This window comes from Psychrobacter sp. BI730, assembly GCF_013414195.1.
GTDB lineage: Bacteria > Pseudomonadota > Gammaproteobacteria > Pseudomonadales > Moraxellaceae > Psychrobacter.
Map to the genome: position 1 here is coordinate 211,850 of NZ_JAATTV010000003.1, position 14,589 is coordinate 226,438.

General features: G+C 43.5%; 9 protein-coding genes. 3 read left to right on the forward strand and 6 right to left on the reverse strand.

Annotated features, from left to right (window positions below):
* Positions 1–16: 16 nt before the first annotated feature.
* Positions 17–3,118 carry a DNA mismatch repair protein MutS gene (gene mutS, locus HCZ91_RS03325; RefSeq protein WP_179798153.1) on the reverse strand — a complete coding sequence of 1,034 codons (3,102 nt, stop codon included), beginning with the start codon at positions 3,116–3,118 and terminating at the stop codon, positions 17–19.
* A 454-nt stretch (positions 3,119–3,572) separates the two neighbouring features.
* Here mutS and secA point away from each other — a divergent pair, with 454 nt between their 5' ends.
* Together secA and HCZ91_RS03335 are read left to right on the forward strand one after the other, a co-directional pair.
* The gene (gene secA, locus HCZ91_RS03330) at positions 3,573–6,380 is read left to right on the forward strand and encodes a preprotein translocase subunit SecA (RefSeq protein ID WP_179798154.1); all 2,808 of its coding nucleotides are present in this window, start codon (positions 3,573–3,575) and stop codon (positions 6,378–6,380) included.
* A gap of 241 nt (positions 6,381–6,621) precedes the next feature.
* Positions 6,622–7,155, forward strand: a complete 534-nt coding sequence (locus HCZ91_RS03335; protein ID WP_179798155.1) for a hypothetical protein — start codon at positions 6,622–6,624, stop codon at positions 7,153–7,155.
* Between the two features lie 124 nt (positions 7,156–7,279).
* Here the strand turns inward: HCZ91_RS03335 and HCZ91_RS03340 are convergent, their stop codons facing one another.
* The 5 genes from HCZ91_RS03340 to HCZ91_RS03360 all read right to left on the reverse strand — a co-directional run bounded on the left by HCZ91_RS03340 (position 7,280) and on the right by HCZ91_RS03360 (position 13,236).
* Entirely contained in the window at positions 7,280–7,846 is a 567-nt protein-coding gene (locus HCZ91_RS03340; RefSeq protein ID WP_179798156.1) for a DUF2382 domain-containing protein, read from the reverse strand.
* Between the two features lie 243 nt (positions 7,847–8,089).
* Positions 8,090–8,938: a PRC and DUF2382 domain-containing protein gene (locus tag HCZ91_RS03345; protein ID WP_102090798.1), complete on the reverse strand. Its 849-nt coding sequence runs from the start codon at positions 8,936–8,938 to the stop codon at positions 8,090–8,092.
* Positions 8,939–9,336: 398 nt separating this feature from the next.
* Positions 9,337–10,518: a thiolase family protein gene (locus tag HCZ91_RS03350; RefSeq protein ID WP_179798157.1), complete on the reverse strand. Its 1,182-nt coding sequence runs from the start codon at positions 10,516–10,518 to the stop codon at positions 9,337–9,339.
* 109 nt (positions 10,519–10,627) lie between these two features.
* Positions 10,628–11,968 carry a homoserine dehydrogenase gene (locus tag HCZ91_RS03355; protein WP_165598355.1) on the reverse strand — a complete coding sequence of 447 codons (1,341 nt, stop codon included), beginning with the start codon at positions 11,966–11,968 and terminating at the stop codon, positions 10,628–10,630.
* 416 nt (positions 11,969–12,384) lie between these two features.
* Positions 12,385–13,236 (reverse strand): DsbC family protein, encoded by an 852-nt coding sequence (locus tag HCZ91_RS03360; RefSeq protein ID WP_179798159.1) that lies wholly within the window; start codon positions 13,234–13,236, stop codon positions 12,385–12,387.
* A gap of 404 nt (positions 13,237–13,640) precedes the next feature.
* Here HCZ91_RS03360 and HCZ91_RS03365 point away from each other — a divergent pair, with 404 nt between their 5' ends.
* Positions 13,641–14,582, forward strand: coding sequence for a DUF808 domain-containing protein (locus tag HCZ91_RS03365; RefSeq protein WP_102090795.1), 942 nt, complete (start codon positions 13,641–13,643; stop codon positions 14,580–14,582).
* The last annotated feature ends 7 nt before the right edge of the window (positions 14,583–14,589 follow it).

A 14,589-nucleotide genomic window follows, 5' to 3' on the forward strand; every position in this document is an offset into this window, starting at 1 on the left:
GCTTTGACAATTCCCTTTAATGACTAATGATTTTCTTTAAGTGATAAAGTAAATCATGCGCTTGCTTAGGTGTCAGACTATCAGGATCAATCATGCTTAACTTGTCTTGTAAGCTAAACAACTGATTTTGTTTTGGATTGTTCAATGTATCTGCCGCTTGAGCGGTATGAGTTATTTCTTGATTGAGAGTAGCATCATTATAACTCTCTTTCCGTTTATCCTTTACTGACTTAGCTAATTCATTTTTATCATCAATAGTTTTTGCTTTATCTACGGTTAAATGGTCTAACTGTAAGTTGTCTGCTAAATAGCGCTTAGCATCCTCTAGCACTTGAGTGGGGATACCAGCCATTTTTGCGACATATAATCCAAAGCTAGAGCTTGCTGCGCCTTCCTTAATCTGATGCAGTAGTAACAACTGACCATCGATCTCACTGGCGGCGACATGGACGTTACGAATACCTTTATTTTGCGCAGCCAATTGGGTCAGCTCAAAATAGTGAGTGGCAAATAATGTCAGGCAGCCAATCTCGACTAGGCGATTGACACAGGCATGGGCAATGGCAAGGCCATCGGTGGTAGCAGTACCGCGACCGACTTCGTCCATTAATACCAGTGATTTATTCGTTGCTTGATTTAAGATATTGGCCGTCTCAATCATTTCCACCATAAAGGTCGATTTGCCACCAGCCAAGTCATCAGCTGAACCAATACGAGTAAAAATGCGATCGATATCACCAATATGAGCACTAGCTGCTGGTACAAAGCTACCGCAATGCGCGAGCAGTACAATTAGGGCGGTCTGGCGCATATAGGTAGATTTACCACCCATATTAGGGCCAGTAATCAGAAGTAATCTTTCAGGGTGTCCTTCATCAGCATTGGCGCTACCTAATGCGCAGTCATTGGCGACAAAATGGTTTGTAGTTAATGAATTACTATTCCTATTGTTCGCGTTGGTTTGATTTAATGCTGCTTCAACCACAACGTGACGACCTTGACGAATATCAATGTTGGTTTGATTTTTGGTCACCGATTCGCTTTGGTCTTTTGTATGTAGACCCATAACTGGGCGCTGCCAGTTATACGTCATGGCAAGATGAGCCCAATTGCTTAGCACATCTAGTTGGGCGATAGCCGCGCTAAGCTGTTGTAGTTCAGCTAAATGTTGGTTTAATTGAGTGAGCAGCTCTTGATACAGCTGCTTTTCACGAGCCAACGCTAAGGACTGGGCACTTAGATATTCTGTCTCGACTTCCTTTAGCTCATTAGTGATAAAGCGCTCACTGCTTTTAAGCGTTTGCCGACGGATAAAGTGGGCAGGGGCATTCTTCGCCTGCATTTTGGGCAGTTCGAAATAGAAGCCGCTAACTTTATTAAAGCCGACTTTTAGACTGGGCAGTTGGCTGTCCTGACTTGCGCGCTCTACCATCTCGTCTAGCGTCGATTGAATATTGTCATGCAAGTGGGTAAGACGATCAAACTCTTCATCAAAGCCCGCTGCTAGCATACCACCGTCACGAATATGGGCGGGCGGTTCAATGACAATAGCGCGCTCAATTAATTCGGCGACGGATTGAACAGCAGGTAGTTGATCTGGCAATTGCTGCATCAGCATTGGTAGCAGGCCAGCGTCTTCATGACTGATACCTGATGCTATTAATAAGGTAGTAAGCTGGGCGCTACTAGCGATACCATCGGCGAGCTTGCGTAAGTCACGAGGTTTGGCACTCATTAGCCCGATTCGACTACTGATTCGTTCAATATCGCCAATAGTATTCAGCGTTTCTCGTAAGTTTGTCACCAGTGAGCTATCTTTCAAATCCTGTTTTGACTCAATTGAGTCACTCTCTGGGCTTAGCAAACAAGTTATCGCATCTAGACGCATATTGATACGTGAATGCTGACGCAGTGGACGCTTCATTTGCTGCACGAGTAGGCGCTTTCCCATCGGGGTCTGACAATGATTCAGCACAGATATCAAAGAAGTGCCGTTGCTACTAACAGGGGTAAATAGCTCGAGATTTTGCTGGCTATTGGCATCGATAATCAAATAGTCATCACTATACTCGACGATGAGTTGGTTCACTTGTGGCACGTGGCGTTGCTGAGTTTGACGCGCATAGTGGATAAGCGCAGCACAACTGGTTTGCGCAAGTGGAGCCTCAGCAATACCTAATCCGTCCAGACGCTGGACTTCGAACTGCTGACAAAGCGTGTCACTGGCATGCTCACGATGAAAGTCATTGGCAGCGACTTCTATAATAGGGCAGTCCAGATTTTGTCGTAACCACAGTAGCCACCCTGAATCAGTGCCATCAATACTGCCGCCAACGCTACCAATAAGCGCTTCGCTAATGATGCATTCACTAGGCGCAAAACGCGCCAATACAGTAAGCATTTGAGTTTGCAGACCATCTATATCGTTTTTATCTGCTACCAATGTCTGGGTAGTCAGTGTACCCGCGGCCAAATCCATCTGGCTAACGGCTGCTTGTAACGTCTGGCTATTGTCTTGCGTTTTCACAGTCGCAATATCGATGGCAACCACAGTCGGCGTATGATTAGGTGCAATCAATGCATCATCAGTAATAGTACCTGCCGTAAGCGTCTTAACCACTTCACGGCGCATGATGCTACCAGCAGCAGATTTACTTTTGTCTTTCTTTTGCTTGTCGCCCATTACAGGGTCATCGGGCTTATTATCAGTGTTACCAGTTGTTGATTCGTCAATTTGTTCGCATACGACTACTGTCTGACCAGCAGCGATCAAGCGTGCCATATAGCTATCGGCTGCATGGAATGGCACACCCGCCATGGCTATCGTGTTGCCTGCTTTATCCGTACCACGGCGCGTCAATGTAATATCTAATATCTGCGCTGCTCGCTTGGCATCGTCAAAGAACAGCTCATAGAAGTCACCCATCCGGTACAAGAGCAATGCTTGTGGATAGTTGGCTTTCATGGTTAGATATTGCACCATCATCGGTGTATGGTCTGCTAGGTTGTAGACGGCATCGCCTATACTTAAGCAGTCAGAGCTCTCTTGTTTTGAAAAGGGTTTTTCCGATGAATTAGAATTTGACGACTGATTTTGTCCAGATGGTTTTACGGTCATGCAGAGTCTCTTATAGTGCTTTAATGAGTGGTAATGAGTATTTTATGATAGGGGTGCTAAAGGGTTATTTGTCTTATATATGGGTTTGATAGATAGCTTTGGCTTTATCAATATGCCAGTTACTTATAGATAAATGGCTCCACGACAAATTTTGAGCCAAGATGCAGTAGTAGCAAGCGTATAAAAATCAAAATGTGAAAAATAATAAAGTCGCTGAAAAAGCTAAGAAATTTAAGAAGGTATTCGCTATTTTAACACGTCCTACTAGGTTTTTACTGTGGCAAATATCTACTCGCTGCCCTTGTATCCATCAGCGTCATAACCATATATAATGACGGCACACTTAATTGGGCGATACTAAATTAGGTAGTACTTAGTCGGGTGATGACAAGGCAGAGAGCTAAGCTTTGGCTAATGCGCACTAATTATCGAATATTCCATAGGTCAAAAAATTATGTTATCAAAGATTATAGGCAGTGTGGTTGGCACCAAAAATGACCGCGAATTAAAACGCATGCGTAAAGTGGTCAGCAAGATCAACGCACGAGAGGCTGAAATACAAGCCCTGTCTGATGAGCAACTACAACAAAAAACCGAAGAATTTAAAGCCAGACATCAAAAAGGCGAAAGCTTAGATGCATTATTGCCAGAAGCGTTTGCTGTCTGCCGCGAAGCATCATTACGTGTCAATGGTATGCGTCACTATGATGTGCAGCTGATCGGTGGTATCACTTTGCACGAAGGTAAAATTGCTGAGATGAAAACTGGTGAAGGTAAAACCCTAATGGGAACCTTGGCCATGTATCTGAACGCAATTAGTGGTAAAGGCGTGCATTTGGTCACGGTCAACGATTATTTGGCTGCGCGTGATGCTGAGCTAAACCGTCCGTTGTTTGGATTTTTGGGTATGACTGTTGGCGTGATTTACTCACAGCAGCCGCCACAAGAAAAAATCGAAGCTTATCAAGCCGACATTACCTATGGTACCAATAACGAATACGGTTTCGATTATCTGCGCGATAACATGGTCTTTAGTCTTGCTGAGAAAAAACAGCGCCCGCTAAACTTTTGTATCATCGATGAAATTGACTCAATCTTGATTGATGAAGCGCGTACGCCGCTGATTATCTCGGGTCAAGCCGAAGATTCCTCGCGTATGTATGCGCTGATTAATACCATTATTCCGGTGCTAATTCGTTCGAAAGACGAAGAAGCCAATAAGAACAACGAAGAAGAAGATTTTTGGATTGATGAGAAAAACCGTCAAATCGAGATTAGCGAAAAGGGTTATGAAAAAATCGAGCGCTTCTTAATCGAAGTGGGCGAGCTTGGTGAAAACGAAAGTTTATATAGCCCAAGCCGCTTGCCATTATTAGCGCACGTACAAGCCGCCATTCGTGCTCATCATGTGTTTGTCAAAAACGTGCATTACATTGTCGATGAAGGCGAAGTGGTCATCGTTGATGAAAATACAGGTCGTACCATGCCTGGTCGTCGCTGGTCAGAAGGCTTGCATCAAGCAGTAGAAGCGAAAGAAAACGTTGAAATTCAGGCAGAAAACCAAACGCTTGCCACCACGACATTCCAGAACTATTTCCGTCTATATGACAAGTTATCTGGCATGACAGGTACCGCTGATACCGAAGCTGCCGAGTTCAAATCTACTTACGATCTAGATGTCATCGTGATTCCAACGCATGAGCCAATTGCTCGTATCGATATGGATGACCAGATTTTCTTAACCAAGTTAGGCAAATACAAAGGCATCATTCGCGAAATTAAAGAAATTCAAGCCAAAGGCGCGCCAGTACTGGTTGGTACAGCGACGATTGAGGCTAGTGAAGAATTGTCTTACTTGCTTGACCAAGAAGGTGTTAAGCATAACGTCCTAAACGCCAAGCAGCATGAGCGTGAAGCAGAAATTATTGCACAGGCAGGTAGCCCAAAGTCAGTCACGATCGCCACCAACATGGCGGGCCGTGGTACGGATATTATCCTTGGTGGTAACTGGCAGTCGTTTATCGAAGATATCGATGCGGTGAGCCCAGAAGAGATGCAGCGTCTAAAATCTCAATGGCAAGTCAAACATGACCAAGTTGTAGCAGCTGGTGGTTTGCATATCATCGGCTCTGAGCGCCATGAGTCACGCCGTATCGATAACCAGCTACGTGGTCGTGCTGGTCGTCAGGGTGACCCTGGTATGTCACGCTTTTTCTTATCGCTCGAAGATGATCTGATGCGTATCTTCGCAGGCGATCGCGTGGTCAATATGATGCGTGCGATGGGCCTCAAAGAAGACGAAGCCATCGAACATAAAATGGTCTCTAAATCGATCGAAAACGCGCAAGGTAAAGTTGAGAGTCGCGATTTTGATGCTCGTAAAAACCTACTGAAATACGATGATGTTGCCAATGAGCAGCGTAAAGTTATCTACGGTCAGCGTGATGATTTATTAGCAGAGATGGACTTATTAGAAGCCATCGAAGTGATGCATCATGAAGTATATAACGCGATGATCAATCAGTTTATTCCGCCTGGCTCTATTGATGACCAGTGGAATATTGACGGCTTAGAAGACGAGTTAGAAGACGAGTTCAAAATCTCGATGCCGATTAATGATTGGTTAGATGAAGATCGTCGTCTGGATGAAGAAGGGCTGCGTGAGAAAATCGTTCAAACGGCGATAGATCGTTATCACAGTCGCCGTGAGCAGATGGGTGAAAAGGATGCCGCTCAGCTTGAGCGTCATTTCATGCTACAGAGTCTAGATAAGCATTGGAAAGAGCACTTAACGCAGATGGATCAGCTACGTAAAGGTATTCATCTGCGGGGTTATGCACAGAAAAACCCTGAGCAGGAATATAAGCGTGAGTCGTTTGAATTGTTCCAGATGATGCTTGGTGCGATTAAGTCTGAGACCGTACAAGACTTGTCACGTGTACATATCCCAACCAAGGAAGAACTGGAAGCATTAGAAATTCAGCAACGTGAGAATGCTGCCCATATGCAAATGCAGTTTGAGCATGACGATGTAGATAACTTGGATAGCAATGCGAGTGGTTCAGCTGCCCAGCCGCAACCACAAAGCCGCAATCTAAACAGCGGTGCTGCGGCAGCTGGCGTTGGTGCTGGTGCTGCTATAGCAGGTAACGGTAGTAATGCTAATGAACCAAACCCATATGCAGGTATGAATATCAGTCGTAATGCAGCGTGTCCTTGCGGATCAGGTCTTAAGTACAAGCAGTGTCATGGTAAAATCTAGTCGTTAGTCATAGCAAGTCATTAGCTATATATTGAACTGCTATTAAAGACAGCCTTCAGCTGAAAAAGCCCTTATCTTAAGTAGATAGGGGTTTTTTCATATCTGTTAAATAACTTATGCAAACTTAAAACTTGCTAGACTAAGACCAATAAACACTTTGTATTGATTACTTACAAATTCAGCATAGGCGTGAATTTATGGACACGCTATAGTGTTTAACATATTTATTTGGGAGAGTGTCATGAGTGTAGAATTCTTAAAAAAAGTACGCAGCTCAGTAGTTTTATCAAGTTTATTGGCTGCCGCCTTGACGGTCAGTGCTTGTCAGCAACAGGCAGAGCCAGAGTCGGGAATGGAAGACGGTGCTAATACAGAAGAGTCTGTTCCAATGTCAGCGGAGCCTGCTGAACCTAGTGATGTCGTCGTCGATACCGAAGACGCTTCACTTAACGAAGTAGAAGGTGATACCACCGCTTCAGTAAACAGCGGCGTGATGCAGATGTCATATCTATGTACCCCTGAACTAAAAGTTGAGGCGACTTATAAAGAAGATGCCAATCAAGTTGTTGTCGCAACCGACATGGGTACAATAACGTTGAACCAGACCAATGAAGGTAGTAATCCTGAAGTGTTTGAAGTGGCGACCGCAATTGATGGTGGTCAAGGATTCACACAATGGCGCGTAGGGCATGAAGCTCGTAAAACTGGCGTTATGCGTACTGCGGGTGCAGATGAGTCAAATGTTAATACATTCGAGTGTAATGAAGCTTCGTAATTTGTCTTCAATATTTAGTAAGTGATAGGCATTAAAAAAGCAACGCTAAGATAGCGTTGCTTTTTTATGTTGTGAAATAATCTTTATCAATCATACAATTTCGTAGTGGCTAAACTATCAGCGCTTATTTTAACGGAGTTGTATCAGAACCATGAGCCAACAGACCTTCTTCAGTCACATCTAACTCTTCATGCTTGAGCTCTACTTGAATGCTATCAGTATGCACATGGGTGCTTTTGTTAATTTCGATATCTTGAATAGCGTAGGTGTCTTTGGTAATAGTAGCCACTTGGCGAGATAGCACAATATCAATCGGTTCATCGCCAATCTCTATTTGTTTACCATTAATGGTCACTACAGCTTTGCTATCCAAAGAAGGCTCGACGTGGCGCAATATATCTTTTTCATCATAGTTACCAGAGAGTAAATCTTGGCTTTCTGCGTCATGATAATCAGTACGAATGGTGATATATTCTTCTACCAACTCAATTGGCACTTCAACAGTCTTAGTACGTGAATGCTTGGTGACGGTTACTTTACCCACATCTAAGCGTTCTTTGTTAATGACAGGACGCTCTTCTAATAGCTCTAAGTGTCCAACATTGACGGTATTATTCGTCTGCTTCGTTGAGATATTTTGTTCTTTATCCAAGTCATCTTGGTAAAGGCTGTTTCCATTTTCAGTAGTCATTGTTGTTCCTTTATAATTATAAAGTGATGAGTTTTCAACAATCTAAAACGTTATATGCCAACTACATATATTAACTAGCTACATTGAATACTATAAACCATTCGCTCATGTTATGAATACAAAAAAGACCAGAGACATGCTCTGATCTTAATGGCCAAACATATGAGTTTAGCTGATTATTACTATCATATTTAACTGACGATATAGGAAATTTACGTCATTAAACTATGACTTATTAGCATATTACATGCCACGAGCACGGCGTACATCTTCTGCTGTGATACCATCACGGTCTACTAAGTTACCTTCACGGTCAACCACGTTGCCGTCACCATCAACATCTAGCTCTTCGCGTTGAATGGTCTCAACCACAGTTTCAGTGTGATGATCGGTCGTCTTGCCAACATTTACTTCTTCAGAAACATAGGTTTCTTTGCTGACGCGAGCACGTTCGGCCTGTAGCTCAACTTCAACTGTTTCAGTAGCATCGAGATCACCAATACGACGATCTGTTGGGCGATCTACGCTAGTACGTTGGATATTGGCATGTTCTTCTTCTAGATCTACATCGACATTGCGCTCTTCAGTAACGACATGCTTACCTACTTTTACTAGACCAGCAACGATACGGTCTTTGTTTACCGTTAAACGCTCTTCTAATAACTCTAATGTATTTGGTGCATCATAAGAGTGGTCTGCAATATCGACGCGATCTTCTACAGGGAGTGTATCAGCAGTAAATGCTTGACGATCTCTTTCGTACTGCTCTTTATAGCTGTATTGATAATCGTGATCGTATACTTCCATGGCTTCTACTTGTGTTTTGGTCAAGCTATCAAAGAAGACATCATCACCAACGATACGGGCTAAACCTGCTGGTACCAGTACTTCTTTTGAACTAAACCAGCCGCCTGCATCTACGATTAAGTAACGAATACGACCAGTAGTGTCTTCTACTAAGGCACCTTCGATTTTACCGATTTTTTCTTCATTGATACCGTAAGCAGTTTTGTGCGTTGGGTCATAATAGTCATCACCAATTAAGTCTTGATGAGTAGCTTGAATATCTTTTAAACGGATTAGTTGACTCATTGTTATATTCCTTTTTTGCGAGTTTATTTTTTATAATGTAATGGTTGATGTTGTTATTAATTTTTAGTAGAACCGTATTTATTACAGTTAATGGTAAGCCAAATGAATAGCTTCCCTATCAACTTGTAGCTATCCTAACACCGTGATTTTTGATGAGATATATAAGCAAGGTAGCAAAGTGTGCACTTGCAGTAATTGCGTGTAATAGGCTGTAAGTGGCATAACATAGGAGGGGGTAGAAGTTAACGAGTCTTTACACAGAGTAATATTCAACATTCATCGAAAGAAAGCAGACACAAAAAAACCGCATTACCATTAGCAATGCGGTTTCTCAATAAGCAATAATTATCTAAGTATTATTCAGCTAACTTACTTTAAGTCAGTTAGACCTGCTTTATTTAAGCAAGTTCAATAGCAACAGCTACCGCTTCACCACCACCGATACATAGCGTTGCGATACCTTTTTTGCCACCAGTACGTTTTAGAGAGTTGATAAGCGTAATTAGAATACGAGCACCTGAACAGCCTACTGGATGACCAAGGGCACATGCACCGCCTTCGATATTTACTTTGGCATGATCAAGTTTCAGCTCGTCCATTGCAGCCATAGTAACCATCGCAAAGGCTTCATTGATTTCCCATAGATCTACATCATCTACTGACCAACCAGCACTTGATAGTACTTTTTCAATGGCACCGATTGGCGCAATGGTGAACTCGCTTGGGTGACGTGAGTTTGAGGCAGTAGCAACAATGCGAGCTTGATAATCAAGGCCTTCAGCTTTCGCTTGTGACTCTTTCATTACTACGACGGCTGCAGCACCGTCTGAGATTGAGCTAGCGTTTGCAGCAGTAATCGTACCGTCTTTAGCAAATGCTGGACGTAAAGTAGGAATGCGATCAGCATTAGCAAGGGCAGGTTGCTCATCGGTATCAACAGTTTGCTCGCCTTTGCGCGTTGCAAACGTAACAGGCTCGATCTCATCTTTAAAATGGTTGTCTTTGATAGCAGTCAGCGCACGGTTCAATGACTCAATAGCAAACTCATCCATCTGCTCACGTGTATAGCCTTTTTCATCAGCCATTTCTTGAGCAAACATACCCATTAGCTTACCAGTATCAGCATCTTCTAGGCCATCTAAGAACATATGATCTTTGACTTCTTTGTGACCCATACGATAGCCGCCACGTGAACCTGGCATGATATACGGTGCATTGGTCATTGATTCCATGCCACCTGCAACAGCGACGTTGAAGCTGCCCGCTTTAATACCATCATGCGCTTGCATCACTGCTTTTAGGCCTGAACCACAAAGCTTATTGATTGTGACAGCACCAGTCGCATCCGGTAGACCTGCTTTACGCATGGCTTGACGGGCAGGGCCTTGACCCAGACCTGCCGTCAAGATACAACCCATAATGACTTCATCGACACTGTCAGCGCTAACACCTGAGCGTTCAACAGCAGCTTTGATAGCGGCGGCGCCCAGCTCGGTAGCACTCATGTCTTTTAGTGAGCCTTGAAAGCCACCCATTGGTGTACGTGCGCCGTTTAGGATTACAATTGCATCATTTGACATCGTTATTATTCCTTGTTGTGCGTTTTGATTAAGTATCTACCAAGAAATCAGATGCCGATTGGCTAGCTTTTGCTTATATTATAAGCATCTGTCTTCTTCAGTATGTGGTTTATGCTAGCTCATCTAATCGTATGCGTACCACTTTATCAGTAATGGTCTCTAACTTTTCAATTTTTTCGATAGCAAGATTCATCTGACTCTCGACCACAGGTAGCGTCAGAATAATCACTGGCACTTGACCTACTTTATGCGCAGGCTTTTGCAAGATTGCATCAATATTGATACCGGCATCACTTAGGATGCGCGTGATATCTGCCAGTACGCCTGGGCTATCATAAGCATGCACACGCAAATAATATCCAGTTACCATCTGATCAGCACGCAATATAGGTGTGTCTGATAGCTGCTCAGGGATAAATGCTAAATGCGGGACATGATGTCCAGTGTTGCTCTGATCGTCGCGGTCTTTACTACCCAGTACACGAACCAAATCCATGACATCGGCCATCACTGCAGAAGCAGTTGCACCAGCACCAGCACCATCGCCGCAATAGAGCGTCTGACCAAGTGGATGTGAGTTGACCAATACTGCGTTTTTTACACCATTGACGTTCGCCAATAGCGCATCTTGTGGAATAAGTGTCGGGTGTACTCGTAGTTCGACCCCTGCGTCACCATCGTTTTCACTATCTCGGCGTACGGCAAACCCTAAATGCTTGATACGGTAGCCAAGTTCTTCGGCATAGTTCACGTCTTGCAGGGTAATACCAGTAATACCTTCACAGTAAACTTTATCAAACTGTAGCGGGATACCAAAAGCGATAGAGGCGAGTAGCGCCAATTTATGAGCGGCATCAATACCTTCGACATCAAAAGTAGGATCTGCTTCTGCGTAACCTAACTCTTGTGCTTCGCTCAATACGTCGGTAAAAGGACGGCCCTTATCACGCATTTCGGTCATGATAAAGTTACCAGTACCGTTGATGATACCCGCGAGCCAGTCGATTTTGTTGGCGGCCAGTGCTTCACGCATTACCTTAATAATTGGAATACCGCCTGCTACCGCTGCTTCATAAGCAACGTGTACATTGTTTTCTTCAGCGAAGGCAAAAATCTCATTACCGTGTTCAGCGAGTAGAGCCTTGTTTGCCGTGACCACATGCTTGCCGTTTTTGATGGCCTGCATAATGACGTCTTTGGCTAAGGTGGTACCACCAATCACTTCGATAACAATATCGACGTTGTCGCTTGCGGCAATTGCCATCAGATCGCTGTTTTGCATGATATTGGTATCAATATCATCACGCTGACGACGTGTACCGACTTCGGTAATAATAATGTCGCGTCCGCTACGGCGTTTTAGCTCATTTAAATTGTCATTGATCAGATTGATCACGCCCGTTCCGACGGTGCCCAGACCAAGTATCGCTAGTTTGATGGAATTACTCACAGTATCCTCAAGAGGTTAAATATAATGAAGTCAGTATAAGCGGTGACAGTGTCAAATGAGTCTGCGACATCAAACATAACGTCTGTGCGCATTGCCTAGTACTGCCTGCCTATCTACTTCATCATAGTTGAATAAAAAAAGCTCAAATAAAAGGGGTGTTGCTCATTTTGCATCGCGCTTTATCGTATCATACCGACAAGGCATTGTGACGTCTATACAATCTCATAAAGAGGAATGCTCTAAAGGCTAATACCATAAAAGCCAATGTTATAAAGACAACGTCATCAAGGTTATATCAGCTTACGATTATAAAAAAGCAGTAGCTTCAATCTTGTTTGGCATATGTATATATCATTTATGCTTGATTGCCAATATTAGTTGTTAATATGAGTAACTAATACTGGTAACTCAAATGATTAGTTAGCACCTACTGCTTGTGCCAATTCTGCTGCAGGCAAGTAGCCACCTACTTGTTGTCCTGTCTCGGTAAATACCGCAGGCGTACCACGCACACCAAGTCTTGAGCCTAGAGCCATATGTTCTTGGACAGGGTTGGCACAGCTAGGGGCCTGTACGTTGGCACCGATTTTTGCTTGATCCATTGCAGCTTTACGATCCTGACTACACCAGATCGCTTCCATTTTTGGTACAGACTCTTGACTGCGTGGCCATGCCAGATAACGAACCTCGATACCGCGTGCATTGATATCATCCATTTCTGAATGTAGTTTGCGACAGTAGCCACAGTCTGCATCGGTAAAGGCATAGATGACGGCTTTAGTTTCGCCTTTTGCTGGATAAATCACCATGTCTTTTTTATCGACGGCTTTTAGCGCTTCTTGTGCTGTCGTAGCAACTAGGACAGCACTGATATCGACTGGAGCGGCATCACCCACAGCGATGATCTGACCTTGAATAATATGCTTGCCAGCTTTATCAGTAAAGAAAGAAGGTAGACCTTCAGCGGTCACCCAATAAATACCATCCATATCTGTCGGTACAGCCGAGACAATAGTTTCCTCGATACCAGAGCTTTTTAGGTTCGCCTGTAACGCCTTCACCACGGTTGCATCATTACCAGCTGAGGGATTAGTAGTGGCTTTTGTCTGGGCAGCGTTTACAACGCTAGTATTGCTGGTTGCATCAGCGGCATTGTTTGAGCAGCCAGCAGCGATACCAACTAACAGCGCACTCATCATAAAACGAGATAGAACGGTACGAGAAAGAGGATTACGCAAGGTAGTATTTTTGATAGTGGGGAACGGCATACGGGTTTCCTATAGGCGTCGCGCCTAATCATGAGTTCGTTATAAAAACGCTATAAACTTTTCTATATAGTAATGTGTCTTGGCAGTGTTTTAAAGGTCTAACATTGAAGAAGTTCTTATAACTTATTGATAATAAAAGATAGGTAGTAATAGCCTTCATATTACCATATTTACGCCAAATAATAGCAAAGGGAAGGCTGCCAAGAAGTATCAGTAAAGCCAACTTTGAAGAATAGCTATCAACATAAATTCAAAAAATAAGATACATTTGTGCTATTTAACATAGTTGCTTGAACTTGTAATCTAGGGCTAATCGCATTGTTTCTATAAAAATCTATATAAAATGCGTTGTATAAACCATTTGAGAACGACTTACTTTAACAAATTTGCTTTAAGGAGCACACATGGCAGGTGCCAGTTTATTAACCTTACTCGATGACATCAGCGTTTTAATGGATGATGTGAGCGTCATGACCAAAGTTGCCGCCAAAAAAACCGCGGGCTTAGTTGGTGATGATTTAGCACTCAATGCCGAGCAGGTCACAGGGGTTAAGCCAAATCGTGAGCTCCCCGTCATTTGGGCAGTTGCCAAAGGCTCTGCCGTGAACAAAGTGATTTTAGTACCAGCGGCGCTATTGATCAGTTATTTTATACCGTGGTTGATTACTCCGCTATTGATGATCGGAGGGCTATACCTGAGTTATGAAGGGGCTGAGAAGGTCATTCACAAGTTTTGGCCGAAATTGTTGCCTCATGATGAAGAGCAAAATGCCCGTTTAAAAGCCAATGCAGATGAGTCGGTAGATTTGGTCGCGTTTGAAAAGGACAAAATCAAAGGTGCCATACGTACCGATTTTATATTGTCAGCTGAGATTATTGTTATCTCTTTAGGCGCAATTACAGCAGCTGGTGGAGATATTGTCCAAAAAGGCATCGTACTTTCGATAGTGGCTGCTGTCGTGACCGTCGGTATTTACGGCTTAGTTGCAGGCATCGTAAAGATTGATGATGCGGGTCTGCATTTGATTGAAAACTCACAAGCAGGTGATAGTAAACGCAAATTTGGCGAGTTTATGCTTGCGGCTGCGCCAAAGCTTATGAAGTTTTTATCTATAGCGGGCACGATTGCGATGTTCTTGGTGGGCGGCGGTATTATCGTTCACGGTATCGGCTTTTTGCATCACAGTGTAGAAGACATTGCCCATCTTACTGGGGTATTTGAAGGGTTAACCGCGTCATTGTTAAATGGATTGGTCGGACTGATTGTTGGCGCTATTGTGGTAGCTATTGTTACTACTATTGGCAAAATGCGTGGTAAAGATGACACAGCGTCTTCTGCACATTAAGCTTATC